Annotated in this window: 18 protein-coding genes and 2 tRNA genes; 16 read left to right on the top strand and 4 right to left on the bottom strand. The window is 63.3% G+C overall.

The window, feature by feature from the left end; genetic code table 11:
* The 15 genes from AB5164_RS02090 to AB5164_RS02020 all read left to right on the top strand — a co-directional run.
* Positions 1–1,759: molybdopterin-containing oxidoreductase family protein (locus tag AB5164_RS02090; RefSeq protein WP_368147762.1), on the top strand; the 1,759-nt coding region annotated here is incomplete at its 5' end.
* Positions 1,760–1,811: 52 nt separating this feature from the next.
* Positions 1,812–3,269 (top strand): L-seryl-tRNA(Sec) selenium transferase, encoded by a 1,458-nt coding sequence (gene selA / locus AB5164_RS02085; protein ID WP_368143050.1) that lies wholly within the window; start codon positions 1,812–1,814, stop codon positions 3,267–3,269.
* The gene (gene selB / locus AB5164_RS02080) at positions 3,266–5,233 is read left to right on the top strand and encodes a selenocysteine-specific translation elongation factor (RefSeq protein ID WP_368143048.1); all 1,968 of its coding nucleotides are present in this window, start codon (positions 3,266–3,268) and stop codon (positions 5,231–5,233) included. Before selA ends, selB begins: the two co-directional genes overlap by 4 nt.
* A 36-nt stretch (positions 5,234–5,269) precedes the next feature.
* Positions 5,270–5,366 (top strand) — tRNA-Sec (locus tag AB5164_RS02075).
* Between the two features lie 155 nt (positions 5,367–5,521).
* Positions 5,522–6,154 (top strand): molybdenum cofactor guanylyltransferase, encoded by a 633-nt coding sequence (gene mobA / locus AB5164_RS02070; protein WP_368143046.1) that lies wholly within the window; start codon positions 5,522–5,524, stop codon positions 6,152–6,154.
* Positions 6,155–6,169: 15 nt separating this feature from the next.
* Complete coding sequence (locus AB5164_RS02065; protein WP_368143044.1) at positions 6,170–6,565, top strand: putative Se/S carrier protein; 396 nt, start codon at positions 6,170–6,172, stop codon at positions 6,563–6,565.
* Between the two features lie 257 nt (positions 6,566–6,822).
* The gene (gdhA, locus tag AB5164_RS02060; RefSeq protein ID WP_368143042.1) at positions 6,823–8,178 is read left to right on the top strand and encodes an NADP-specific glutamate dehydrogenase; all 1,356 of its coding nucleotides are present in this window, start codon (positions 6,823–6,825) and stop codon (positions 8,176–8,178) included.
* Positions 8,179–8,333: 155 nt separating this feature from the next.
* A complete protein-coding gene (locus tag AB5164_RS02055) occupies positions 8,334–9,248 on the top strand; it encodes an FAD binding domain-containing protein (protein WP_368147761.1) in 915 nt (304 codons plus the stop codon).
* A complete protein-coding gene (locus AB5164_RS02050) occupies positions 9,248–12,079 on the top strand; it encodes a molybdopterin-dependent oxidoreductase (RefSeq protein WP_368147759.1) in 2,832 nt (943 codons plus the stop codon). Before AB5164_RS02055 ends, AB5164_RS02050 begins: the two co-directional genes overlap by 1 nt.
* Before the next feature lie 149 nt (positions 12,080–12,228).
* A tRNA-Leu gene (locus tag AB5164_RS02045) sits at positions 12,229–12,312 on the top strand.
* 88 nt (positions 12,313–12,400) lie between these two features.
* Positions 12,401–13,702, top strand: coding sequence for a trigger factor (gene tig, locus AB5164_RS02040; protein WP_233543356.1), 1,302 nt, complete (start codon positions 12,401–12,403; stop codon positions 13,700–13,702).
* Between the two features lie 163 nt (positions 13,703–13,865).
* Positions 13,866–14,486 carry an ATP-dependent Clp protease proteolytic subunit gene (locus AB5164_RS02035; RefSeq protein WP_055309566.1) on the top strand — a complete coding sequence of 207 codons (621 nt, stop codon included), beginning with the start codon at positions 13,866–13,868 and terminating at the stop codon, positions 14,484–14,486.
* A gap of 1 nt (position 14,487) precedes the next feature.
* Positions 14,488–15,894, top strand: a complete 1,407-nt coding sequence (clpX, locus tag AB5164_RS02030) for an ATP-dependent Clp protease ATP-binding subunit ClpX (RefSeq protein WP_196025382.1) — start codon at positions 14,488–14,490, stop codon at positions 15,892–15,894.
* Between the two features lie 287 nt (positions 15,895–16,181).
* Complete coding sequence (locus AB5164_RS02025; RefSeq protein WP_368142356.1) at positions 16,182–18,878, top strand: valine--tRNA ligase; 2,697 nt, start codon at positions 16,182–16,184, stop codon at positions 18,876–18,878.
* A 280-nt stretch (positions 18,879–19,158) separates the two neighbouring features.
* A complete protein-coding gene (locus AB5164_RS02020) occupies positions 19,159–20,502 on the top strand; it encodes a bifunctional folylpolyglutamate synthase/dihydrofolate synthase (protein WP_368142355.1) in 1,344 nt (447 codons plus the stop codon).
* 351 nt (positions 20,503–20,853) lie between these two features.
* Here AB5164_RS02020 and AB5164_RS02015 read toward each other — a convergent pair whose 3' ends face one another.
* The 4 genes from AB5164_RS02015 to AB5164_RS02000 all read right to left on the bottom strand — a co-directional run bounded on the left by AB5164_RS02015 (position 20,854) and on the right by AB5164_RS02000 (position 25,671).
* Positions 20,854–21,942: a M24 family metallopeptidase gene (locus AB5164_RS02015; RefSeq protein ID WP_368142354.1), complete on the bottom strand. Its 1,089-nt coding sequence runs from the start codon at positions 21,940–21,942 to the stop codon at positions 20,854–20,856.
* Positions 21,943–22,423: 481 nt separating this feature from the next.
* Complete coding sequence (locus AB5164_RS02010) at positions 22,424–22,822, bottom strand: DUF1667 domain-containing protein (RefSeq protein WP_368142353.1); 399 nt, start codon at positions 22,820–22,822, stop codon at positions 22,424–22,426.
* A gap of 4 nt (positions 22,823–22,826) precedes the next feature.
* Entirely contained in the window at positions 22,827–24,215 is a 1,389-nt protein-coding gene (locus AB5164_RS02005) for an NAD(P)/FAD-dependent oxidoreductase (protein ID WP_368142352.1), read from the bottom strand.
* 1 nt (position 24,216) lies between these two features.
* A complete protein-coding gene (locus AB5164_RS02000) occupies positions 24,217–25,671 on the bottom strand; it encodes an NAD(P)/FAD-dependent oxidoreductase (protein WP_368142351.1) in 1,455 nt (484 codons plus the stop codon).
* Positions 25,672–26,156: 485 nt separating this feature from the next.
* Here AB5164_RS02000 and AB5164_RS01995 point away from each other — a divergent pair.
* The coding region (locus AB5164_RS01995) for a hypothetical protein (protein WP_368147757.1) at positions 26,157–26,508 on the top strand (352 nt) is incomplete at its 3' end.

Here is a 26,508-nt window from a genome sequence, read left to right as displayed (position 1 = left end):
CTACTGGGGCTATCGTCTTATGCATGCGCTGGGTTCGCCCAACGTGTACGGTGCCGATGGCGCCTGCGAGGTAAGCCGTCTCACTGGTTGGGAGCATAGCTTGGGCTATAGCCCCGCCTCCGACCTGGCGCATACCGATTGCATTATGTATCTGGGGCGTTCCATTGTCGATTCGTCGACGATGGGGGCCGTTGATGCACTCAACGATGCGCGCCGGCGCGGGGCGAAGATCATCGTGGTCGACCCCCGGCGCAGCGGCTCGGCTGCGCTTGCCGACCGCTGGCTGCGCGTACGCCCGGGCTGCGACCTGGCCTTGCTGCTGGGCATTGCGCATGTGCTCATTGCCGAGGGCCTGTACGACCACGAGTTCGTTGCCCGCTATACCACGGGTTTTGACGAGCTGGCGCAGACTGCTGCTGTTTGGACGCCCGAGTGGGCCGAGTCGATGTGCGATGTGCCGGCCGCAGAGATCGTCGCCACGGCGCGCGATCTAGCTGCCGCCGCGCCTGCTGCCGTGGTGGACGCCGGTTTTCATGGCGGCATTGGCATCGCGTATGCCAATAGCACCCAGACCGCGCGCGCGATTTGTCTGGTCGATGTGCTGCTGGGCTGCATCGGACACGCGGGCGGTGCCCTCAACCCGCCCACGCCGCTTGCGTTGGGCGATTTGGACCCTGCGCGTTTCGCGACGCCGTCGATGCCGCGTGAGCCCAAGTTGGGGTCCGAGCGCTATCCGCTCGTCGACCCCGAGCGCGGTCTGTGCACGACTATCGGTCAGTCTATTCTGGCCGGCGATTTGCGTGGGCTGATCGTTTACGCCAGCAATCCCGGCGCGGGCTATGGCAATGCGCAGGCTTGGTTGGGTATTTTGCAGTGGCTCGACTTGCTCGTGACGATTGATATTCGCTGGTCCGAGACGGCGCGCGCTTCCGACTTCGTGCTACCCGACGTGACGTATCTGGAGGCCGACCGCGGTGTGGGCACAGTGATGGGCGCCAACGATGCGCGCGTGTTCTACCGCAACGCCGTGCTGCCCGTGCAGCATGACGACACGCGTCCCGGTCGGGAGATTTTTGCCGGTCTGGCGCAGGCGTGTGGCGTGGGCGAGTACTTCCAGTTTACGTCTGACGATCTGGCGGCTGCCCAGGTGGCGCCTTTTGGGATCAATCTGGACGAGCTCAAGGAGCGCGGCTGGGCCGACACGGGTGTTGCGTTGCCGTCGCGTACGGGCGAGCCGGCGATTCCCTTGGATGGCGGCAAAATTGCGCTGGCAAGCGACGTATGGGAACGAGCCGGCATGGGTCGTGTGCCCAACTGGATCGCTCCCATGGTGGAGCCCGGCCCGGGGATGTTTCGCCTCATTAGCGGCAACCGTCCCTTTGAGTCGCATACCTCGCGAAGGCTTGCGGCGGCCGGTGCCGCCGAGGCTGGATCGGACCTGGATGCCGTGCAGATGAATGCCGATGCTGCTGCGCACATGGGCATCGTCGACGGCGAGGTCGTCGAACTCGTGAGCGATATGGGCCGCGACCGCGTACGCGTGGAGACCACGCCCTATCTGCATCCGGCGTGCATCTTTACGTCGGCGGCTCCCGGCGGGCGTTCGTTTGGCGCTGGCGCGGATGGCGCCCAGGCACTTGGCGTCGGCCCGCTCGACCACACACCGCTGCGCTGGGATCCCATTACGGGCGCCGCGCTCACCCAGGAAAACGCCGTTCGCGTGGAAAAGATTGAGCCGCGCGGGGATAATGACGAGTAATTGATTCAGCTGATGTATTTGACTGATCCACGTATTTTTTGAAAGGCCGCACATGAGCGATAGCCAGAACATGTCCGATGAGGTGCGCGCCCGCCTGCGCGCCATTCCTTCCGTCAACGAGCTGCTCGCAGAGTGGCCGGTTGTGAAGGCGGCGGGGGAGACCTGCGACGCGGTGGTCCATGCTGCCGTGACGGCTGAGCTCGACGAGGAGCGCGCCGCGATTCGTGCCGGTGCCGCTCCGCGCTCTAAGCGCGAGCTGGCCTCGGCCATCGAGTGGCGTGCGCATCGCTCCGCGCTGCCGAGCCTGCGCCCCGCCGTCAACGCCACGGGTGTGGTTATCCATACCAATCTGGGTCGAGCCCCGCTCGCGGAGTCGGCCGCCAAGGCCGTGGCCGAGGTCGCTCGCGGCTACAGCACGCTCGAGTACAGCGTGGACACCTGCTCGCGCGGGTCGCGCAAGGAGCATGCCGCGCAGCTCATCCGCTCGCTTACCGGTGCCGAGGACGCGCTGGTCGTTAACAATAACGCGGCCGCCGTGCTGTTGGTGCTCGCAACCCATGCCGCAGGCAAGGAGGTCATCGTCAGCCGCGGCGAGCTTGTCGAGATCGGCGGCAGCTTCCGCATCCCCGATGTCATGGCAGCTTCGGGCGCCAAACTCGTCGAGGTCGGTGCCACCAACCGCACGCACCTGGCAGATTATGAGCAAGCCATCACACCCGATACGGCCATGATCCTCAAGGTCCATCCTTCCAACTATCGCATCGAGGGTTTCCACGAGGAGGTGGGTTCTCGGGAGCTTGCGGCGCTTGCTCACAAGCATGGCCTGCTGTTCTACGAGGACCAGGGGTCGGGCGCGCTGTTGCCCGACGACATCTTGGTGCGCGGAGGCGAAGAAACCACGCCGGCTTCGGTCGCGGCAGGGCTCGATCTGGTGTCGTGCTCGGGCGATAAGCTGCTCGGTGCCGCGCAGGCAGGCATTATCATGGGCCGTCGCGATCTGGTCCAGGCCTGCGGGTCACATCCGCTTATGCGTGCCCTGCGCCCGGGCAAACTGGCTCTGTCGGCGCTCGAGGCCACGCTGCGTATCTACATGGATGGCGCCGATGTTGCCTATCGCGATATTCCGGTGCTCAGCATGCTTACGCTGCCGCAGGCTCATTTGGAGCGACGTGCCCGTAAGCTGCGTGATCGTATGGTCGCCGGGCTCGATAAGGCTGGTTGCCCGTGTGCCGTTGAGTTGGAGATTGTCGAGGAATCGTCGACCCCCGGTGGCGGCTCGCTGCCTACCGTGGAGCTGCCCACGATGTGCGTTGCCGTGCGTCTTGTTGACGAACGCCTGACGGTCGACGCGCTCAAGCGCTCGCTTGTCCAGGACTTTGACACGCCGGTCGTCACGCGCACCTCGCACGACCGCATTCTGTTTGATGTGCGCACGCTCGTTGGCGACCGCGATATCGAGACGGCGGCAACGACGCTCGTCGCGTGCGTTGAGAAGGCGATTGCTCGATGAGTGAGGTTCAAGCGCTGGTGGAGTGTCCCGTTATCGTTGGCACGGCGGGCCACGTCGACCACGGTAAGTCGGCGCTGATCGAGGCACTGACCGGCAAGAATCCCGATCGCCTTGAGGTCGAGCGTCGTCGCGGCATGACGGTGGAGCTTGGCTTTGGTGAGCTGGCGCTGCCGAGTGGCAAGATCGTCGGCCTGGTCGACGTGCCGGGCCACGCGCATTACCTGCGCGCCATGGTGCAGGGCGCCACGGGCATCGACGTCGCCGTGCTGGTGGTTTCGGCCGTCGAGGGCGTGATGCCGCAGGCCCGCGAGCACGTGCACGTGCTGGAGATGCTGGGCGTCACGCATATGGTGGTGGCGCTGACGATGTGTGACCTGGCCGACGCCGAGATGACCGAGCTTGCCGAGCTCGATGTCGATGACTTTTTGTCGGGTACCGTGTTTGCGGGCGCGCCGATTGTGCCCGTGTCGTCTAAGACGGGCGAGGGGATCGACGGGCTGCTTGCGGTGCTCGACGAGCAGGTAAGTGCCTGCTGGGATGCCTGCCGCGACCGTGCCGAGCGCACCGATGCCGCGCCGCGCCTGCCGATTGACCGCTGCTTTACGATTAAGGGCGTCGGCACTGTCGTAACGGGAACGCTGCACGATGCGCCGGTTGCGGTGGGCGACGAGCTGATGGCTTTGCCGTCGCGTGCGGTCTGTCGCGTGCGCGGGATTCAGGTGCATGGCGATACGCCGCGCGCGCTGCCTGGTCAGCGTGTGGCGCTCAACCTAGTTGGTGACGGTGTCGCGGCGCTTGACCGTGGCGAGATGCTGGGCGTGGCGGACCGCTTTGGCCAGACGTTGCGCTTTATGATGACGTTCACCTACCTGGGCCGCGAGGGCACCAAGCCGTGCGTGCTCGAGTCGGGCGCGCGTGTGCATGTGATGGCCGGCACGGCCGAGGTCGTCGGCCGCATCATGCTTTTGGAGGGCGAGGCCCCCATGGCGGTGGGCGAGACCCGTACCGTGCAGGTGCGCCTGGAGGAGCCGCTGCCGCTGTGTGCCGGAGACCATGCCGTGGTGCTGTCGTATTCGCCCGTTATGCTCATCGGCGGCGGGCGCGTGCTGCTTTCGCGCTGCCGTCGCTCGCGCGAGCTTTCTGCCGGTGAGCGCGCACTGTTTGCGGCGCTTGAGTCCGGCGATACCGCGGGCAGCGTGGGCGCTTGGCTGGCGCTGCAGACGCTGCCGGTTACGGCGGTTGATGTTGCCGAGGCGCTCGATCTTGTTGCTGGTGAGGCTGAGGCAGCGTTGCGCGAGTTGGTGGCGAGGGGCGCTGTTTGCGCGCTTGCTGGCTCGGATGGCTCGCTGTATGCAGATGCTTCCGCGCTCGATGCCGCGATGGGTACGCTGGCGGCGACCCTGTCCGCCATGCACGCGGCTGCCCCCAAGGAGACGGGCTTTACGCCCGGCGCCGTTGCCCATGCTGCTTGGCCTACCGCTGACGGTACGGTTGCCGCAACCCTGATTTCCGAGGGCTGCTCGCGCGGCGTGTGCGCCGCCGAGGGCGCCGAGGTGTTCGACCCGCACTCCGCTGCCGCCGCGGCGCGTGTGGTGCGCGAGGCCTGCGAACGTATCGTTGCCTTGCTGGACGAAGCCGGCCTCGATGCACCGACGCTGCCCGAGGTAGGCGAGCAGTTGCAGCTCGATCGCGACACCATGACGCGTGCCCTGCGCGAGCTTTCGCTCAACCGCTCGATCGTGAAGGTCGAGCGCGACGTTGCCCTGTCCGCTGCGGCCGAGGCCCATGCGCGCGAACTCGTCGCCGCCGCCATTGAGGCAGCCGGCGGCGCTGCCACCACGAGCGTGCTGCGCGAGTCCTTGGGCGTGTCGCGCAAGCGCGCCATCAGCATCTTGGAGCACCTGGATGCCGTGCGCTTTACGGTGCTCGACAAGGAAGCCGGCGGCCTGCGCTCCCTGCGCTAGATTGGCTGCTCGGTTTGGTAAAATACCGCCGCACTTGGGAACGGATGGGCTCCGGTGGGCTCCGCGGTCCTCAAAACCGTTGCGAGGCGTGCAAAACGTCTTGGATGTGTTCGATTCACATACGTTCCCGCCATACGCTACCAGCGCTTTTGTGCTCGCGGTCTTGCTGCGTGCCGCAAAGGCGCTGTTTTGTTTTTGCATGGGTTTGCCGTGCCGCTCGCTTTATCGGCGACGGTATTTGGCTTCGCATGCCGGGTTTTGAGCATGCCGATGGGGGTGGTTTGCCGTATGACTACCGTAAGACGGGCTGATCTTTCTTGTGTCGTCCAAGCGGGCGGGCTGTCCTCACGCATGGGCCGCGATAAGGCGCGCATGACGTTTTGCGGCGAACCGCTCATCGAGCGCGTGCTGGGTCGGCTGGCGACAGTTGCCGGCGAGTTGGTCGTGACGACTTCGCGTCCCAGCGAGCTTGCCTACCTTGAGGAGCGCGCGTTTGGCGGCCTGGTGCCGCGAATAGTGTCGGACCTTGAGGGGCCGGCGGGCGCCATGCGCGGCATCGCGAGTTCGCTGACTGCGGCTCGGCTTCCTCTCGCGGCTATCGTCGCCTGCGATATGCCGTTTGTCTCGCCGGAACTCATTGGCGCGCTTGCCAATCGTGTTGAGGCCGAGGCACTCGACGTGTGCGTGCCGCGCGAGGAGCGGGGGATTGAGCCGCTTTGTGCCGTCTGGCGCCGTGACGCGTGTGCGCCGGTTGCCCAAGAGCTGCTCTCCTGCGACCGACAGCGCATTCGCTGCCTGATCAATCGCGTTCAGGCCGGTTATATGGATGAACCGCAGATCGTTAAGGCCGCGGGCTCGACGCTCTGCTTCGAGAACGTCAATACGCCCGAGGAGTTTGCGGCGGCCGAGTTACTCGCCTAGAGGATTGGAGTTGCGATGTCTCACGATATTTGTCCCGACACGGGAGAACCTTGCACTTGCGACGGGTCCGAACCCTGTACCTGCGGTTGCGGTGGTTGTGGACATACCGCGGAAGAGGAAGCGGCCGCCGCGGCGTATCGTGAGGCACACCGTGAAGGCCCGACCGGTGATGCCCTCGATCGCGAACGCAAAATCATCGTTTCGTTCGACAGTACCTTCGATGTGATGGAATGCGAACAGCTGTGTATTGCCGCCGCCGTGCCCGGGCGCATCATGCCGCTGCCCGGCTCCATTACCGCAGGTTGCGGCCTGTGCTGGGCCATGCCGTTCTCGGGCGATGCGCTCGCCGCCTTCCGCGCTGCCACCGAAGGCCGCATAACCCCCGCCGACTACCATCAGCTCGTCCTCTAACCACCAACATCACCACAAAGGTGCCTGTCCCCAATGTGGTGGCTTGGAACACGTGGACGAAACAGGTTTGAAACACGGGTTTTGCATGTCAGGTGCTCAAAAACGCTTCTACCTGCATCGTAACCAAAACGAAACATCTGCTCGTCGGCTTATGCGAAACTTTGCTGCAACAGTGCGATATTATCCATACTCGATAAAGCTCGCGGCGCATGGGGCGCCGCGAACGACACCTTTCTTTTCCACCAATTGGAGGAAGCATGAGCTACACGCAGAAAGTTCTCGACGAGCTCAAGGCCCGCTATCCCGAGCAGCCTGAGTTCATCCAGGCCGCGACCGAGATCCTCGGCACCATCCAGCCGGCGCTCGACGCCCATCCCGAGTACGAGGAGGCCGCCCTGCTTGAGCGCCTCGTCGAGCCCGAGCGCATCGTTATGTTCCGTGTTCCCTGGGTCGACGACCAGGGCAAGGTCCAGGTCAACCGCGGCTACCGTGTCGAGTTCAACTCTGCCATCGGACCCTACAAGGGCGGCCTGCGCTTTAACCCGACGGTCACCCTGGGCATGCTCAAGTTTCTGGGCCTGGAGCAGATCCTCAAGAACAGCCTGACCACCCTTCCCATGGGCGGCGGCAAGGGCGGTTCCGACTTTGACCCCAAGGGCAAGTCCAACAACGAGATCATGCACTTCTGCCAGTCCTTCATGACCGAGCTCTATCGCCACATTGGCCCCAACACCGACGTTCCCGCCGGCGACCTGGGCGTTGGCGGCCGCGAGGTTGCCTACCTGTTCGGTCAGTACAAGCGCCTGACCAACGAGTGGACCGGCGTCCTTACCGGCAAGGGCCTTTCCTTTGGCGGCTCGCTCGCCCGTACCGAGGCCACCGGTTACGGTCTGGTCTACTTTGTGGACGAGTACCTCAAGAGCCGCGGCGACTCCTTCGAGGGCAAGAACGTCGTCGTTCACGGCTCCGGTAACGTCGCTATCTACGCGGTCCAGAAGGTCGCCCAGCTCGGCGGCAAGGTGCTCGCCTGCTCCGACACCCATGGCTGGGTCGAGGATCCCGACGGCATCGACTACACCGTGCTCGAGCATGTCTACAACAAGAAGCGCTCCGGCCACGACAAGGGCGTTACGCTCGCCATGTACGTTGACGAGAAGCCCAACGCCGTGTGGCACGAGGGCGACGGCCGCGGCGTGTGGCAGCTGCCCTGCGACATCGCGCTGCCCTGCGCTCGCGAGAACACGCTGCTGCTCGAGGACGCCCAGGCGCTCGTCGCCAATGGCTGCAAGGTGGTCGGCGAGGGCGCGAACATGCCCACGACCATCGAGGCCACGACTTACTTCCAGAAGAACGGCGTCGCCTTTATGCCCGGTAAGGCTGCCAACGCCGGCGGCGTGCTCGTGTCCGGCCTGGAGATGAGCCAGAACGCCGAGCACCTGTCTTGGACCTTCGAGGAGGTCGACGGCAAGCTCGAGCAGCTCATGCGCGGCATGTTCCACAACGTGGACGACACCGCCAAGGAGTACGGCGAGGAGGGCAACTTCGTCATGGGTGCCAATATCGCCGGCTTCCTGAAGGTCGCCGACGCCATGCTCGCCCAGGGCGTCTGCTAAATCTTCGCTCGATATAGCATCGCAGAAGGCTCCCAGTCATCTTGGCTGGGAGCCTTTTTTGATCCGCATGCGACGGCGGAAATCGGATCATTTTGTCCCGACACGAGCTGTGCCCCCTCGTTTGGTACACTTAAAGGTACTGGACAAGTGAAGAGATGGGGGAGAACGTGCTCAAGTTCGGTACCTACGTCCGTGTTGGAAACGCGGCCGAAGCCTATGAGCTCTTACAGAAGAACCGCAACAACAAGATTGTGGGCGGCGGCATCTGGATGCGCCTGGGTTCGCGTCGCGTGGCGACGGCGATTGACCTTTCGGCCTGCGGACTCGATCAGATTGAGGAGACCGAGACCGAGTTTCGCGTCGGTGCCATGTGTACCCTGCGCCAGCTCGAGCGTCATGCCGAGCTCAACGCGCTTGTCAACCATGTCTTTGAGTTCGCCGTCCACGATATCGTAGGCGTGCAGCTGCGCAACACCGCCACGGTGGGCGGCAGCATCTACGGCCGCTTTGGCTTCTCGGACGTTCTCTCCGCCTTCCTTGCGCTCGATTCCTATGTTGAGCTGACGGGCGCCGGCCGCGTGCCGCTCGCGGAGTTCGTTGACATGGGCTACGTGCGCGACGTTATTGAGCATGTCGTGGTCGTTAAGCACGATTACCGCGCAAGCTATGAGGCCGTGCGCAAGGCCGCGACCGACTTCCCCTCCTTAAACGTCACCGCCGCCTGGTGGAACAACAGCTGGCATGTCACTGTGGGCGCCCGCCCGCTGCGTGCGACCCTGCTGCAGGGCGAGGCATGCGGCCTTACTGCCGAGCAGCCTTCCGAGGACGAGCTTCGCGCCCTGGTCGCATCTGTGCGCGCGCTGAGCTACGGCACCAACCTGTGGGGCTCGGCCGACTACCGCCGCCGCATCTCGGCCCCGCTTGCCGTCCAGGCCGTGCGCCGCGCCGCCGGCATCGAGCTTTCGGCCGCGCTTGCGCACGAGCTCGAGGGCGTGCAGATTCCTAAGTTTGCCACGGACGAGTATTCCTGCCGCCGCGTGCCCGGCGTCGATTCTAGCGAGGTGCGCTAATGGCTGCCAAACTCATCGATCTTTCCTTTACGCTCAACGGCCGCAAGGTCAAGGTTCAGATTGCCCCCGATACCATGCTCTTTGCGCTGCTGCGCGAGCAGGGCTGCGCGTCGGTGCGCTGCGCCTGCGAGACTACCAACTGCGGCCTGTGCACGGTGTGGCTCGACGGCGACCCGGTGCTGAGCTGCTCGGTTCCCGCCGCTCGCGTCGAGGGCCATACCATCACCACGCTCGAGGGCCTCAAGGCCGAGTCCGAGGCGCTCGCCCGTGCGATGGCTGCCGAAGGCGCCGAGCAGTGCGGTTTTTGCGCCCCCGGCCTCATCATGAACGTGCTGGCGCTTGCCCGCGCCGCCAAGGAGGACCCGAGCCTCGTCGCCACGCGCGAGGAACTCTCGCGCCAGCTCGCCGGCAACCTCTGCCGTTGCAGCGGTTACGAGAGCCAGCTGCGCGCCATCGTGCGCTTCCTCAATGAGTCTGGCGTGCAGGTTGGCTTTGAGATGCCCGAGCTGCCCGTCAACGAGACGAGCTCCGACGGTGTCGCGTACAAGCAGATCACCAAGAAGCAGCCCAAGAAGGACTCGAAGGCCCTGCTCGAGGGTCGTCCCGTCTACACCGGCGATATGGTGCCCGCCGGTGCGCTCATTGTCAAACTCAAGCGCAGCCCGTATGCCCGCGCCAAGATCCGCTCCATCGATACGTCGCGCGCCCTGAAGGTGCCCGGCGTCGTGGGCGTCTACACCTATGAGGACGTGCCCCAGCGCCGCTTTACCATCGCTGGCCAGAGCTATCCGCAGCCGAGTCCCTACGACCGCCTAATTCTCGAGAACCTCGTCCGTTACCAAAACGAGGAGGTGGCGATCGTCGCCGCCGAGACCGAGGAGGCTGCCGACAAGGCGCTCAAGCTCATCAAGGTTGACTATGAGGTGCTCGAGCCGCTGCTCGACTTTACCAAGGCGCTCGATAACGACATCGTGGTCCACCCCGAGGGCGACGTGACCTTTATGTTCCCGCAGGGCGGCGACGTTGCTCGCAACCTGGTGTGCAGCGGTACCAGCGATTTTGGCAACCTGGACGAGGCCTTCGCCCAGAGCGACATTGTCTTTACCCGCACTTACACCAGCCAGGCCACGCAGACCGCACCCATGGAGACCTTTCGCGCCTTCGCGACGACCGACGCGTTCGGGCGTATTTCGGTGACCACCTCTACGCAGGTGCCCTTCCACGTGCGCCGCATGGTCGCGCAGTCGCTCGACATTCCGCAGTCGCAGGTGCAGGTCATTAAGCCGCGCATCGGCGGCGGCTTTGGCTCCAAGCAGACGGGCTGCTGCGAGATCTTCGTGGCATTCGTTACCCAGCAGACCGGCCGTCCGAGCTACTGCTGCTACACCCGCGAGGAGACCATCACCGCGGGCAACTCGCGCCACCAGATGCAGATGACCGTTAAGCTGGGCGCCATGAACGACGGCACCATCACGGCCATCGATCTGCACACGCTGTCCAACGCCGGCGCGTACGGCGAGCACGCTACCACGACGATCGGCCTTTCGGGCCACAAGAGCCTGCCCATCTACAACCATGTGAAGGCGAGCCGCTTTAGCTGGGACGCCGTCTACACCAACACCAACCGCGGCGGCGCGTATCGCGGCTACGGTGCCACCCAGGGCCAGTTTGCCGTGGAGAGCGCCGTCAACGAGCTCGCCGACATGCTGCACATGGACCCCGCCGACCTGCGCCTTAAGAACATTGTGCGCGAGGGCGAGATCATGCCGCAGTACTACAACGAGAAGCTCAACGCCTGCGCACTCGACCGCTGCCTGCTGCGCGCGATGGACATGATCGGCTGGCGCGACAAGCCGCTGGCCGTGGACCTGGGCGACCGCGTGCGCGCCCTTGGCTGCGCGCTCACCATGCAGGGCTCGGGTATTTCCAACGTGGATATCGCCGGCATCGACATGCGCCTGGAAGAGGACGGCTTTATTACCATCGGCACCGGCGCTACCGATAACGGCATGGGCGTCGACACGATCCTGGCGCAGATTGCCGCCGAGGAGCTGGGTGTGGAGAGCTCGCTCATTGTGGTACGCGGCGTGGACACCGATGTGTCGCCGTTTGATGCCGGCTCGTACGCGAGCTCGGGTACGTACGTGACGGGACTTGCCGCCAAGAACGCCGCGACCGAGCTGCGTGAGAAGATCTGCGCCAAGGCAGCCCGGATGTGGGGTGTGGACGCCGCCGACGTGGTTTTCGATGGCCAGTACGTGCGTCTTTCCGACGAGCGCGCCGCGCGTGAGCAGAACCGCTACCTCACGCTGCGCGACTTTGCCAACCTGTGTGTCAAGAACATCGCGGGCGGCGACGCGCTCACCTCGCATGCCTCCGCCTGCCTGCCCGTTTCGCCTCCGCCGTTTATGGCCGGTATTGCCGAGGTCGAGGTCGACAAGGCCACCGGCAAGGTGACTGTGGTGGACTATGCGGCAGCTGTGGACTGCGGCACCGTGATCAACGAGGCGCTCGCGCGCGTCCAGGCCGAGGGCGGCATTGCCCAGGGTATCGGCCACGCGCTCTACGAAATAGTTGAGCACGATGACCGAGGTCGTCTGCGCACCGGCAACTTTATGAGCTACAAGCTGCCCACGCGTCTGGATATCGGCAGCATTCGCGTGGCCTTTGAGCCGAGCTACGAGCCGACGGGCCCGTTTGGCGCCAAGTCGATCGGCGAGGTCGTCATCAACACGCCGCTCGCCGCCGTGGCCTCGGCCGTGGCACACGCCACCGGCCACCAGGTCCGTTCGCTGCCGATCACGCCCGAGAAGGCCCTGCTGGGGGAGTAGCGGGTCAGCGAACAAGTCGTACAAGTCGTAATTGGCGGGGCGGGGCAACTCGCCCCGCCTTTTGCACTCGTGGTGAGGTCGTGAGCTTGTAAAAGGTGTGCGTGCGCTTGCCGTTCGTATCTGCTATCATTCCTAGTCTGTGCGCTCATGCGGGCGTGGCGGAATTGGTAGACGCGCCAGATTTAGGTTCTGGTGGGATTCCCGTGAAGGTTCGAGTCCTTTCGCCCGCACCATCGCACTTGCGTCGGCCCTGGCCGTCGCGACACTTTGTTGCATAAAGGTACCAGCACCTCAGATAAGCTGGGCAGTATGAGGAGGAACGTGTTGAACATCACCGCTTCTGACGTCAAGGACGCCAAGCTCACCGCTACGGTCACCATCCCGGCCGCCGACGTCGACGCCGCGATCAAGAAGGCTTACAAGGACACCGCCAAGAAGTACCGCTTCCCGGGCTTCCGTGCCGGCAAGGCTCCCCGTCCGGTCATCGACTCTGCTCTTGGCGCCGAGGCTACCCTCGCTCAGGCCACCAACGACCTGATCGCCGCCAACGAGCCCGCCGTCCTCAACGAGCTGGACATCGTCCCCACCAAGAGCGGCGACTACAAGGAGCTCGACCTCGCCAAGGATCACGAGGACTACACCTACACCGTCGAGTTCTCCCTGCGTCCTGCCGCTGAGCTCTCCTCCTTCGACGCCGTCGAGATCGAGATGCCTCCCGCGGAGGTCACCGAGTCCGAAATCAACAACCAGGTCGAGATGCTCCTCAACTACCGTGCCACCTTCGAGGACGTCGAGGGTCGCGCCGTCGAGGCTGAGGACTACGTTACCGTCGACCTCAAGGCCGTCGAGAACGCCGACAACTTCGCCGCCGAGGGCCGCATGCTCATCGCCGGTAGCGACAGCAACCCCAAGGAGTTCAACGAGGCCCTGATCGGCGCTAACGTTGACGACGTCAAGACTGTCACCTGGACCGACGAGGTCGAGGAGGGCGAGGAGGCCGAGACCCACACCGTCGAGGTCACCGTCAAGGGCATCAAGGTCCGCAACACCCCCGAGCTCACCGACGAGCTCGTCAAGTCCGACTTTGGCTTCGACAGCATCGAGGCCATGCGCGACGCCATCAAGATCGAGATCGAGCAGGACAAGGCTTCCCGCCTCCCGGCCGAGAAGGAGAACCGTTGCGTCTCCGCTCTCGCCGAGCGTCTGCAGCTCGAGGAGATGGACGCCGACTACGAGCAGTCCGTCTTTGAGGAGCTCGGTCAGAACTTCCTGTCCAACCTCGCTGCCCGCGGCATGACGCTCGACACCTGGCTGCCCGCTTCTGGCCTGACCATGGAGCAGTTCATCGGCGACCTGCACAAGCAGGCCAACGACGTTGCCCGTGAGTCCCTGGCGCTCGACGCCCTCGCCCGTGAGCTCAAGATCGAGGTCACCGAGGACGACATCAACGCCGAGTTCGAGAAGGCCGGCGTCAAGGACGTCGAGGCTTCCAAGGCCGAGTTCATCGCCGATGGCCGCATGCCTGCCGTCCGCGAGTCTATCCGTCGCTCCAAGGCCGTCGACCACCTGGTCGAGAACGCCAAGGTGACCGAGGTCGACGAGACCGCCAAGGACGCCGAGTAATTCTCGCCACCTTGCCCGCGAGCGCATGCGTGCGCCCGTGATGGGGTAAAGTTATACACCGGTTATCCGGTTGCTTCGTACGGTGCCAGCCAATGCATAGCATGCGGGCACCGTACGTCTATCTAGAACCAATTTGGTCCGCAAGAGAGAAATGGAGATGCGTATGATCGCCAAGTTCGATTCCGCCCTCGTGCCATACGTTATCGAGCAGACGCCGCGCGGCGAGCGCAGCTACGATATCTATTCGCGCCTGCTCAACGACCGCATCATCTTCTTGGGCGAGGAGATCAACTCCGTCAGCGCCAACCTGGTCGTTGCCCAGCTGCTGCATCTTGAGAGCCAGGATGCCGAGAAGGATATCTCGCTCTACATCAATTCGCCCGGTGGCGAGGTTTACTCCGGCCTGGCGATTCTTGACACCATGAACTTCATTAAGCCGCAGGTCTCCACCATCTGCGTCGGTATGGCCGCGTCCATGGCCGCCGTGCTGCTTTCGGCCGGCGCCAAGGGCAAGCGCTTTTGCCTGCCGCACTCCAAGGTCATGATTCACCAGCCCAGCGGCGGTGCCCAGGGCCAGCAGACCGAGATTGAGATCGTTGCCGAGGAGATCAAGAAGACTCGCCGCGAGCTCAACCAGATCTTGTCCGACGCCTCGGGCCAGCCCATCGAGAAGGTCCAGGCCGATACCGAGCGCGACAACTACCTGACCGCTTCTGAGGCTCTCGACTACGGCCTGATTGACCGTATCGTCACCTCGCGCGATCTCGCCGCGAAGGACGCCTAGGATGGCCGGTAACATGCAGGATAACTTTGACGAGAACGGTAACCCCATCCGCTGCTCCTTCTGCGGAAAAGAGCAGGGGCAGGTTCGCCGCCTTGTAAAGGGTCCGACCAACATCTTTATCTGCGACGAGTGCGTTGCCGCCTGCTCCGAGATTCTGGAGGAGTCGCTGGCTTCGGACTTTATGGACGCTGCCCGCAACGGCAAGCTGCCAGGCTTCCTCAACGACCACGGCCAGGCTGCATCCCAGCCCGCCGTGGACCCCGAGACCGAGGGCTTTGAGCTTGAGGACGACCGTCAGGTCATCACGCACGTGCCGACGCCGCATGAGATCTATGACGAGCTTTCGGCCTATGTTATGGGTCAGGAGGACGCCAAGCGCGCCATGTCGGTGGCCGTGTACAACCACTATCGCCGCGTGATCGAGGGCGGCGCCGCGGTGTCTGCCTTTGACGATGGCATGGGCTCGCAGTTCGACGACGATATGGACGAGGTAGAGCTCGCCAAGTCCAACATCCTGCTGCTCGGTCCCACCGGTACCGGCAAGACCCTGTTGGCCCAGACGCTCGCGCGCATCCTCGAGGTGCCGTTTGCCATCGCCGATGCCACCGCGCTTACCGAGGCCGGCTACGTGGGCGAGGACGTGGAGAACATCCTGCTCAAGCTCATCAACGCCGCCGATGGCGATATCGAGCGCGCGCAGGTTGGTATCATCTATGTCGATGAGATCGACAAGATTGCCCGCAAGGCCGAGAACCTTTCCATTACCCGCGATGTGTCGGGCGAGGGCGTTCAGCAGGCACTGCTGAAGATTCTTGAGGGCACGGTGGCAAGCGTTCCGCCCACCGGCGGCCGCAAGCATCCCCAGCAGGAGCTGTTGCAGATCGACACGACCAACATCCTGTTTATCTGCGGCGGTGCCTTCGTTGGCCTGGACAAGATCATCGCCGACCGCGTGGGCAACAAGGGCGTGGGCTTTAACTCCGAGATCGCCGGCCCCACCTCGGTCGACGAGAACGACCTGCTGCGTCAGGTGCTCCCGCAGGACCTCAACGCCTTTGGCATGATCCCCGAGTTTGTGGGACGTACGCCCGTCGTCACCCAGACGCAGGCGCTCGACGAGGACGACCTGGTGTCGATTCTGACCGAGCCCAAGAACGCCGTGGTGCGTCAGTACCGCAAGATGTTCCAGCTCGAGGACGTTGAGCTTGAGTTTGAGGATGCGGCCCTGCATGAGATCGCCCGCATGGCGCTCGCCCGCAAGACCGGGGCCCGCGGCCTGCGCTCCATCTGCGAGGACGTGCTGCAGCAGACAATGTTCGATCTGCCCAGTGAGGAGGGCGTTTCCAAGGTTGTTGTGACCGAAGCCTCCGTAAAGGGCGAAGAACAGCCCCAACGCATCTACGGCTAAACCAGCCAAAAACATGCTTGCAAATAGCCTCCGACCACCCGCGGTTGGAGGCTATTTTATATATACGCAATAACCCCAACTACCTGTGTTATTCTGTGTGTTTGTTTAAGCCTCAGCGAAGTCATATCAGACTGAAGTAATCGATACCTAAGGGGAGGAATGTAGGCCCGACTTTCGTAGATTCCGCACGAGCCGAAGACCACTTAATGTGGTCTTCGAGCGAGCCCAGGACCTGACCGAGCGAAAATCGGGCCTACATTCCTCCCCGGCGGGACAGGGAGAGATATATGGAAGAGATGCCCAAGAACTACGATCCGTCGACCAACGAGCCGGCGATCCTGCAGAAGTGGCTCGACGGCGGCTACTACAAGCGCCGCGAGGGCGTGGGCGACTGCACCGTCACCATTCCGCCTCCCAACGTTACCGGCAAGCTCCACATGGGCCATGCCACCGACGACTCTATCCAGGACGCTATCATCCGTATGGCCCGCATGCGCGGCAAGTCCACGCGCTGGGTGCTCGGCACCGACCACGCCGGTATCGCCACGCAGACCAAGGTCGACAAGAAGCTCAAGAGCGAGGGCATCAGCCGCCTGGGGATCGGTCGCGACAAGTTTGTCGACGCTTGCTGGGATTGGACCCACGAGTACGGCGGCATCATTGTCGAGCAGATCAAGCGCATGGGCTGCTCCGTCGACTTCGACAACGAGCGCTTCACCATGGACGAGGACTACGCCCAGGCCGTACGTAAGGTCTTCTGCGACTGGTATCACGACGGCCTGATCTACCGTGGCAAGCGCATCGTCAACTGGTGCCCCAACTGCACCACCGCCATCTCGGACGACGAGGCCGAGTACAAGGACGAGAAGGGCCACCTGTGGCACCTGCGCTACCCGCTGACCGAGCCGGTCAACGGCCAGGACTACATCGTCGTCGCCACCACGCGCCCCGAGACCATGCTCGGCGACACGGGCGTTGCCGTCTCCCCGAAGGACCCCGAGAAGGCCGCCTTCGTGGGCAAGACCGTCAAGCTCCCCATCGTCAACCGCGAGATCCCCATCTTTGAGGATTGGCATGTCGACGCCAACTTTGGCTCTGGCTTTGTCAAGGTCACCCCGGCTCACGACCCCAACGACTATGCCATGGGTCAGGCCCACGACCTGCCGCAAATCAATATCTTCGATGAGCACGCGGTGGTCGTCGAAGGCTACGGCGAGTTCACCGGCATGAACCGCGATGAGTGCCGCGAGGCCGTCATCAAGTGGTTCGAGGAGCACGGCCTGCTCGACCACGCCGAGGACCTCGATCACTCCGTCATGCACTGCTACCGTTGCGACGCCGCGCTTGAGCCGTGGCTGTCTGAGCAGTGGTTCGTGGCCGTTGACAAGCTCAAGGGGCCGGCGCTCGACGCCGTCAACTCCGGCAAAGTCACCTTCCACCCCGCGCGCTGGACGCAGACCTACACCACCTGGATGGAGAACCTCAAGGACTGGTGCATCAGCCGTCAGCTGTGGTGGGGCCACCGCATTCCCGTGTTCTACTGCGAGGACTGTGGCTGGGAGGACGCCCTGACCGAGGACACCGACGTGTGCCCCAAGTGCGGCGGCCATCACGTGCACCAGGACGAGAACGTGCTGGACACCTGGTTCAGCTCGCAGCTGTGGACCTTCGCCACGCAGGGCTGGCCGCAAAAGCCGGAGCTGCTCGAGGGCCATCACCCCACGACGGCGCTCGTCACCGCGCGCGACATCATCGCGCTGTGGGTCGCCCGCATGGTCATGAGCTCGCTGTACTTCCTGGACGAGGTGCCGTTTAAGGACGTCGTCATCTACCCGACGATCCTGGCCAAGGACGGCAGCCGCATGTCCAAGTCCAAGGGCAACGGTGTTGACCCCATGGACCTTATTGGCATGTACGGCGCCGACGCCATGCGCTTCAACTTGCTCACGCTGTGCACCAACAACCAGGACGTCAAGTTCGATGCGAACATCGACAAGAAGACCAAGAAGCTTATCGACAGCCCGCGTACCGACCAGGCCAAGTCGTTTGTGACCAAGATCTGGAACGCCAGCCGCTTCCTGCTTATGAACATGGAGGGCTACACGCCCGGCGAGCCCGTCGTTGAGACGCCGGCCGACGCCTGGATGTTCAGCCGCCTGGCCAAGGCCGTGAAGATGGTCACCGAGGGTATTGAGAACTACACCTTTGGCGACATGGCCCGCGGCGTGCAGCAGTTCTTCTGGAACGAGGTCTGCGACTGGTATGTCGAGGTCACCAAGGCCCGCCTGAAGGGCGAGGGCCGTCTGCAGGCGCAGCGCAACCTGATCTTTGTGCTCGACACCTCCATTCGCCTGATGCACCCGCTCATGCCGTTTGTCACCGAGGAGATTTGGGACAACATGCCGGCGAGCGTGCTCGACCTGGACGCCGAGGGCAACGTGGACCGCGCCGAGGCGCTCATGATCGCCAAGTGGCCCGAGCCCGCCGACTACGCCAAGTACGTGGACGAGGACGCCGAGCGCGCGTTTGAGCTGTGCCGCGCCGTCGTTTCCGCCGCCCGCGCCACGCGTTCGCGTTATCGCTTGAGCCCCAAGGCCGAGCTCGACGTGGTCGTGCGCGCCGGTGCCGAGGATATCGAGAAACTCGAGAGCCTGCGCTCGACGATTGAGCCGCTGGCCAACACGGCTTCGCTGGTCATGGGTACCGGCGTTGAGAAGCCGGCCGCGAGTATTGCCGTGGTCGATAGCGGCGTCGAGGTCTTTGTGGTGCTCGAGGGCAAGGTCGACCTTTCGGCTGAGAAGGCGCGCCTGGAGAAAGAGATCGCCGCGGCCCAGAAGGAGCTCGCCGGTTGCGAGAAGACGCTGGCCAACGAGGGTTTTGTGGCCAAGGCCGCGCCTGCAGTGGTCCAGAAGAAGAGGGACCGTGCAGCTGAGCTCAAGGAGATCCTGACGGCGCTGACTGCTCAGGTTGCTGACTTCTCGTAAGGTTTACTCGGGGACGCTTCCCGATGCTTTGCTCTCCGCTGCGGACAGTCCTGCGCAAGACGGACAGCACATTTAGTGCTGTCCTTTGCGTGCGGAACTTGCGGCGAGCAAAGCATCGGGCCGCTCCCAGTTTGTTTACGTGGTTGTTTGCAACTGGTTAGTTAGGGCCACTTGGTTGTGGCCTTGATCTTGCTGCAAGCGGGTAAAGGCTGATTTTGTCAACGCGAGGGGCTCATTATTTTTGATGGGCCTCTTTTTCTGTAATTGGAGACTTTGGGTTATGGCTAAGCGTTCTGGGTCGTATGTCGTTCCTTTCTCGTTTGAGTTGCTTTCGTTTGATGAGGCTGTTGGGCTGGCTGCTGATACGGGGCGGATTTCTGGGGATGTTGGTCCTTTGCTCGAGACGGTTATCGATATGCTCGATGAGCTGGGGCGTCCGGATGAGCATTTTGATTGCATTCAGGTTGCCGGTACCAATGGCAAGACTTCGACTACGCGTTTTTCGGCTGCCATTCTTCGTGGTGAGGGGCTCAAGACCGCGCTGTATACGTCGCCGCAGCTGGTGCGTTATCCCGAGCGCATGGAGGTCGACGGGCACGTTGTGAGCGACGAGGCCTTTGCCCGTGGCGTTTCGGCAGCTGTCGAGGCGGGGCGTCGCGTGAATGCGCGCCGTGTGGCGGCGGGGGAGCGTGCCTATTCCATCACGCCGTTTGACCTGCTGACGGCTGCCGCACTTGTAGTGTTTGCCGAGGCCGCGGTGGATGTTGCCGTGCTCGAGGTTGGCATGGGCGGGCGTTGGGACGCCACGAGCGCGACTGATCCCGTCGCCGTTGCCATTACGGGCATCGGGCTCGATCACACACGTATTTTGGGCGACACGCTCGAGGCCATTGCGGGGGAGAAGGCTGCGGTTATCAAACCCGGGCGCTTGGTTGTTTTGGGCGAGGGCACGCACGAGGCGAGCGTTCAGCGCGTGATGGATGCCCGCTGCCGCGAGTGCAGCGTCGTGCCGCTCGTGGTGAGCCACGCCACGACTAAGGTGCCGGCTCATGTGGGCGACACGGTAGAGTTTAGCTGCACCACGCCGCGTGCGATCTATACGTCGAGCATGGTCAAGCCGGCCTATCAGCCGCAGAATGCCGCGTGCGCGATTATGCTTTGCGAGGGGTATCTGGGTCGCGAGCTCGACCACGATGCGCTGGATGCAGCGCTTATGGGCTGTCCCACACCGGGTCGTTTTGACGTGCTGGGGACCGATCCGCTCAAGCTGATCGATGCCTGCCATAACCCCCAGAGCTGCGAGAACTTTGTGAGCGCGCTGGACGAGATCGATTCGTGCGTGGAGAATCGCCCCACGCTGCTGTGCGCTGCGCTGGCCGACAAGGACGTGGCAGGCATCGTCGACGTGCTGATTCCCGCCTTTCCGCGCGTGGTCGTGACCCAGACCGATTCCGACCGCGCTCTACCGGCAGAAGAGCTCGCCGCACTTGTGGACGCTGACAAGCTTGTTGGCGTGTACCCCAGCGTGTCCGAGGCCCTCACGGCCTTCGATGCCGCAGACGAGCCTTTCGTAGCCGCCGGCACCATCACCCTAGCCGGCGAAGTAGCCGGCCTGCTGCGCTAACCCATCCCCTCATCAGTTGCGGTGAAATACGGACTGTTTTACAAGCCAGAAGCCTCAAACAGTCCGTATATCACCGCAACTCAAAAGCAGCCAATTTGGGACGGGGCTTTTTTGACTACCCTGTGCCCCGAGTTGACTTGCTTGCCACGAAATAGGCTTATTTACTACCTTTTACCGACTACCCTCGACCACACGGAACATTGCGAAATCAAAACAGCAGGTAGATGGCTTGCCGATTTTCAAAAAAGACCCGCATGGTCGACCCATGCGGGTTAAACGTAGTAGATAGGCCGTTTTCGTGGCGCAGCGTTGGCAGGATATGGTAAAGGGGCTGCCCCTTTACCGCATTGCCTAGTCTAGGCGGACTGGGTCGTGGGGGTAGGCGTTGAGAATCTCGACGCCGGTCTCGGTCACCAGGGCCAGGTCCTCGATGCGGACGCCGGTGCGGCCGGGGAGGTAGATGCCCGGCTCGATGGAGAAGGTCATGCCTGGCTCGACAACCTGCTCGTTGACAAGCGAGACGTCGCCCGGCTCGTGGTCCTGCAGGCCGATTGAGTGGCCCAGGCGATGCGTAAAGTACTTGCCGTAGCCTGCGTCCTCAATCACGTCGCGCGCGGCATGGTCCAGGTCACACATACGCACGCCTGGAGCGATGAGCGCTTCGGCGGCCTCGTTGGCGCGGCGCACGATGTCGTAGATGCGCGCCGTCTCTTCGTCCGGCTCGCCCCAAAAGAACGTGCGCGTCATGTCCGAGCAGTAGTTGCAGCGGCGTCCACCAATGTCGAACAGCACCACGTCGCCGCGCTTGAGCACGGTGTCGTCGGGCTCGTGGTGCGGGTCGCCGGCGTTGGCGCCAAAGCTCACGATGGGCGGAAAGCTGAAGCCCTCGCAGCCGTGATTGCGGTACAGGCCGAGCATCTGGTCGGCAATCTCGCGTTCCGTCACACCCTCGTGGACGAGCTTGATGACATCAGCCATCACAGCGTCGTTAGCGGCCGAGGACACGCGCATGAGCTCCTGCTCGGTGGCATCCTTGTGGGTGCGCGCGGCGGTGACGGCAAAGTCACCCAGGAAAAACTCGCTCGCAGCATGGCGCTCCATGAGCGGCATCAAAAAGCCGGAGCGCATGACGGTGTCGATGCCGAGTGGTTTGGTCGGATCGATTTCGCGAGCGATGGCGTCGGCCACGACGTCGGTATCGGTGTGGTAGGCAACTCGGGCATTGTCATACTCGGGCAGCTGATGCAGCGCGTTGACCAAGATTGCGGGCTCGCTACCGCGTGCGAGCAGCACGCCGCAAAAACGCTCGAACATTTCGGCATAAAAACCGGTCAGGTAATAAATCGACCACGGGTCATTTACGAGCAGCTGCGCGCCGGGGTGTTGAGCCTCGAGCGCATCGAGCACGCGCGCCACGCGCTGGTCATCAACATGTGCCATACATCGTCCTTTCGCTAGGGTGCCACCATGGTATCCCAAGCCCGGCACATGGGGACGTTCCTTTTATGCCGGTACTTCGGGACACTCCTTGGCATGGCCAGTCTGGCAAGCGTGCAGGCAAAAGTAGTCATAAGAGGCCCGTCCCAAATGGGCGGTTTCAAAAGTATGGCGGATTACGGGGCTGGATCTGTATTACTTGACCATGGGAAAAATCGCGAAATTAAAACCGCAGGTAGAGGGCTTATCAATAATCGAAAATTGCCGGTATGGATGGGGGTCTCCGAATCAGCCCCGTAATCCGGCATAGTTTTGAAATGGTACTAAAGTAGGCACAAGCTAAATACCAATTCCAAGGATAGTTGCGGTGGAATAGTTCCTGGATGCCGGGGTTTGGCGGAAATCAGGAACTATTTCACCGCAATTGAGGAGGGGTGGGGTGGATGGCGGGGTAGCTAAAAAAGCCCCGTTCTAAATTAGCTACCTAGGCGGGGTCGATCTCCATGCTGGCGATGAGGTCGATGCCCGTTTTGAGGAGGTTGGGGAGGACGACGTCGCCCATGCGGATGGGGGCGTCGACGACGAGGCCTCGGATGAGGTCCATGGCTTGGGCGTGGAGTGCCAGCGGGATAGCTTCGGCCGTGCGCACGGGCAGCAGCGCCTCATCGCCGCCGGATACGGCCACGGTGGTGGTGAGCACGCGCATGGGACAGGTGAGTTCCTGGTGTGCGAACTTGTCGCCGCGCGGGCAGCCGTTGCCAGTCACGGAGCGAACCTCTGCCATGGTACCGTTGGCATCGCGCTCCACCTCTACGGTCAGGAGGCATTCGGATGGGCAGGTGGTGCAGTTGAACTGCAATGTCTCGGTCGCATTCGTGCTCATGGCCTTACGCCTCCTCAACGGGGTCGACGGACAGGACAATCTCGCTAGCATCCAGGTCGAGTGCGCGCTGAATCACCTTTGCCGGAAGCGGGAAGCTTTCCATGACGCTCGGTTTAAACGGGCGGACCTTGCCAGCGAACAATTCCTCGCCGTCAGCGAGAATGCGCACACGGGCGGCGTCGACCGGCCGGCGCACACGGAAGTTGAGTTTGGTGAGTGCCACGGCCGTAATGCGTCCCGGCAGCGCGTAGCCCGCGATGCCGGCAGGGGAGACCGTGAGCTCGCAGCCCGTGCTCGCAGCGCTCGCCCCAGCGTCGCCGCCCAACGCCCACGCCGCCGCTGCCGCACCGGCGCGCTCGGACTCGGTCGTCACGTTGTCGGCCAGGTCGTGTACGTGCAGCACGTTGCCGCAGGCAAAGATGCCAGGCACGCCTGTCTGGAGACTCTGATCCACTACGGCGCCGCGCGTGTGCGGGTCAAGCTCCACGCCTGCGGCAACCGAAAGCTCGTTCTCGGGAATCAATCCCACCGAAAGCAGCAGTGTGTCGCACGGAACAATGCGCTCGGTCCCCGGAATGGGCGCCAGGCGCTCGTCGACTTGGCTCACCTCGACGGCCTCCACGCGGTCGTGCCCGATCACGCGTGTGACGGTGGTGGACAGGTGCAGCGGAATTCCAAAGTCGTCCAGGCAGTTCATGACGTTGCGGCGCAGACCGTTGGCGTACGGCATGAGCTCGTAGACGCCCCCGACGGAAATCCCCTCGAGCGTGCAGCGGCGCGCCATGATAAGCCCGATGTCGCCCGAGCCCAAAATGACGGCGCGCGAGCCGGGCTTGAGGTTCTCGATATTGATGTATCGCTGCGCCAAGCCGGCCGTAAACAAGCCTGCGGGACGGCTACCGGGAATCTTGATCTCGCTGCGCGTGCGCTCTCGGCACCCCATAGCAAGGACGACCGCGCGTCCGGTGAGCTGCAGCATGCCGGCAGGGCTCATGAGCGTGACGGTATGGACTGTGGCGGCTCCCGCGGCCTTGTCCGCATCCAGCGCGCGCACATCCGCGCCCTCGCCCGAATCAATCCCAATCACCATGCTGCCCAAGAACAGCGCAATGTCGGTCGCGCGCACCTGGTCGATAAAGCGCTGCGCATACTCGGGGCCGGTGAGCTCCTGCTTAAAGTGCGATAGTCCAAAGCCGGGGTGAATGCACTGGCGCAGGATGCCGCCCAAGTGTTGCTCGCGCTCCACGATAGCCACGCGCGCGCCGGCCTTATGCGCGGCAAGTGCGGCAGCCATGCCGGCAGGTCCGCCGCCGATAACGACCACGTCGAAGGCTTGCGTAGGTACTGCCTCAACGGCATCGCTATCAATCGTGCTCGATTTGAATTCCGCCATTCTAGCGTACCCCCTTCAAAGGTCCCTCAATGAGCCACGAGCCAGTGTCCTCCAACAGCACCTCGCTGGGGTCACACCCCAGCTCGCGGGCCAGAATCGCCACCACGCGGCTCTGGCAAAAGCCGCTCTGGCAGCGGCCCATACCCGCTCGGCAGCGGCGTTTGACGCCATCGACCGAAACCGCACCCGGGCGGCGTCGGATCGCGGCCATAATCTCGGCCTCGGGCACCGTCTCGCACCGGCAGACGATCTGCCCCCATGCAGGGTCGGACTCAATGAGTTCCTCCTTGCGCGCAAGCGGCGCACGGTCGAAGTCGTCCGGCGCGCGGCGAATCGGGTCCCAGTCGGCCCGTTCGCGCAAAGCAACGCCCGCCTCGCGCATCACGTGCTCCATGCGCTCGGCAATGGCCGGCGCGCTCGCCACGCCTGGCGACTGAATGCCCGCCGCCTGAAACAGCCCCGGCACCACGGCCGACTGTCCAATAAAGAAGTCGTTCGTTCCCTGAATGACCGGACGCCCGCCGGCAAATGCGCGCACCACGCGTCGCGTGTCCAGATCGGGCACCAGCTTGCGCGCGCCGCTCAGCAGCGCGTCGACATCGCTCGCATAGGTCTGCGTGCCGCCCGGCTCGCGCACGACAGCCGTGGCGGTGATCACGGTGTTGCCGTGCACGGTGCCCGTCACGATAACGCCTTTCGACACCGGCGTCGGCACGGGGTAGAGCGGCATGAGCGTGCGTGGCTCCTTGTCCAGCACCACGATGTTGCCCTGACGCCAGACCATCTGGAACTCCTCGGCGCCGGCCATGCGTGAGATGTCCGCGGCGCCGTTGCCCGCGGCGTTGATCAGGTAGCGGCAGCGCACATTGCCAGCGGGGGTCGCCAGCGTAAAGCGCGCGTCGTCGCCCGAGCCCGCGACTTCAATCGCCTCCACCGGCGCGGACCGTATAAACGTCACCCCGTTGGTCATGGCGTTCTCTAGCGCGGCGATGGCAACCTCAAACGGGTCGACAAACCCTGTCGAGGGGCACCACAACGCGCACGTTGTATCGGCACTGGCGCGCGGCTCTAATTCGTGGATGCGGTCGGGTCCGACGATCGACAGCTCGGGCACGCCGTTGGCAAGGCCGTTGCGCCGCAGCTGTTCCAGCTGCGCGCGATCCTCGTCGTTAAAGCCCAACACCATCGACCCGGTGCGGCAGAACAGAAAGCCCAGCTCCTGCGCCCACGCACCGTACAACTCGCAGCCGCGGGCGTTGACCTGCGCCTTTACGGTGCCCGGCGCCGGATCGTAGCCGGCGTGCACCAGACCGCCGTTGGCCTTCGACGCGCCCAGCGCGATATCGTTTGCTGCCTCGATCACGCAAATGGACAGGTCAAATCTCGCGAGCTGACGCGCGATGGCGCATCCGGTGATGCCCGCGCCGACAATCGCGATATCAAACGTTTCTGTCACAGTGCCTCCCAGACGAGTTGACAGGCCGTCAATAAGACTATCCTACGGTTTAGACACCCCCAGCGCGGCGGCAATGCGGCGAACAGCCCCGCAACACCCGCCAACGGCAGGCGAGGGAGACTCAGGACCATCGGTCACCTCGTCTGCCGCCCCGTGTGTCAGAGGTTTGTCTCGTTCTGTAACGGTAAGCAGAAGAATTGGGTTCCAGATGTTACAGATCGAGACGTTTGCCAGACGGACCCTCCGTTCGTCTTGATCTGTAACAGTAAGAGGGGTTTTGGGGCCCTAGATGTTTCTGAAGGAGATTGAAGTCGGGGAGGGACACCTGTGTCTCAATCTGTAACAGTTAGAAGAGAATTCCGCTCCCGCCTGTTACAGATTGAGATGTTTGTGTCCGCGCCAGCCCCGCCCCTAGCCGTGGTCCCATATAAACAAACCCCGTGGTAAACTTGACCAGACTGTTAATATTCCGAAAGGTACCCGTAATGTCCAAGTACATCTCCGAGCTCATGTCGCCGCAGCTTATGGGCGTCGTCTATGCCTTCGTTGGCTTTATCATCGCCCTGTATGTGCTGTCGGTCGTCTATGTGTTCATCGACGCTCGCCGCCGCGGCGCCAGCGCCTACGTGGCATGGGGCATCATCGCCCTTATCCCGTTTGTAGGCCTTATTGCCTACCTGGTCCTGCGTCCGCACTCTTACGCGTCCGACCGCGAGGAGCAGGAGCTGGACATGGCCCTGCGCGAGCGCCAGCTTGCTCAGTACGGCACCTGCCCGCAGTGCGGCGCGCCCATCGAGAAGGACTTCGTCGTCTGCCCGGTGTGCGATACCCAGGTTC

Source organism: Collinsella aerofaciens (assembly GCF_040915425.1).
Taxonomy (GTDB): Bacteria; Actinomycetota; Coriobacteriia; order Coriobacteriales; family Coriobacteriaceae; genus Collinsella; species Collinsella aerofaciens_BW.
Note: the sequence above shows the minus strand (reverse complement) of the source record. Positions and strands in the feature narration are given on the sequence as shown.

Coding starts and splice junctions, on each gene's coding strand:
- selA (WP_368143050.1), top strand. CDS start 1,812: ATGAGCGATAGCCAGAACATGTCCGATGAGGTGCGCGCCCGCCTGCGC.
- selB (WP_368143048.1), top strand. CDS start 3,266: ATGAGTGAGGTTCAAGCGCTGGTGGAGTGTCCCGTTATCGTTGGCACG.
- mobA (WP_368143046.1), top strand. CDS start 5,522: ATGACTACCGTAAGACGGGCTGATCTTTCTTGTGTCGTCCAAGCGGGC.
- AB5164_RS02065 (WP_368143044.1), top strand. CDS start 6,170: ATGTCTCACGATATTTGTCCCGACACGGGAGAACCTTGCACTTGCGAC.
- gdhA (WP_368143042.1), top strand. CDS start 6,823: ATGAGCTACACGCAGAAAGTTCTCGACGAGCTCAAGGCCCGCTATCCC.
- AB5164_RS02055 (WP_368147761.1), top strand. CDS start 8,334: ATGGGGGAGAACGTGCTCAAGTTCGGTACCTACGTCCGTGTTGGAAAC.
- AB5164_RS02050 (WP_368147759.1), top strand. CDS start 9,248: ATGGCTGCCAAACTCATCGATCTTTCCTTTACGCTCAACGGCCGCAAG.
- AB5164_RS02035 (WP_055309566.1), top strand. CDS start 13,866: ATGATCGCCAAGTTCGATTCCGCCCTCGTGCCATACGTTATCGAGCAG.
- clpX (WP_196025382.1), top strand. CDS start 14,488: ATGGCCGGTAACATGCAGGATAACTTTGACGAGAACGGTAACCCCATC.
- AB5164_RS02025 (WP_368142356.1), top strand. CDS start 16,182: ATGGAAGAGATGCCCAAGAACTACGATCCGTCGACCAACGAGCCGGCG.
- AB5164_RS02020 (WP_368142355.1), top strand. CDS start 19,159: ATGGCTAAGCGTTCTGGGTCGTATGTCGTTCCTTTCTCGTTTGAGTTG.
- AB5164_RS02015 (WP_368142354.1), bottom strand. CDS start 21,942: ATGGCACATGTTGATGACCAGCGCGTGGCGCGCGTGCTCGATGCGCTC.
- AB5164_RS02010 (WP_368142353.1), bottom strand. CDS start 22,822: ATGAGCACGAATGCGACCGAGACATTGCAGTTCAACTGCACCACCTGC.
- AB5164_RS02005 (WP_368142352.1), bottom strand. CDS start 24,215: ATGGCGGAATTCAAATCGAGCACGATTGATAGCGATGCCGTTGAGGCA.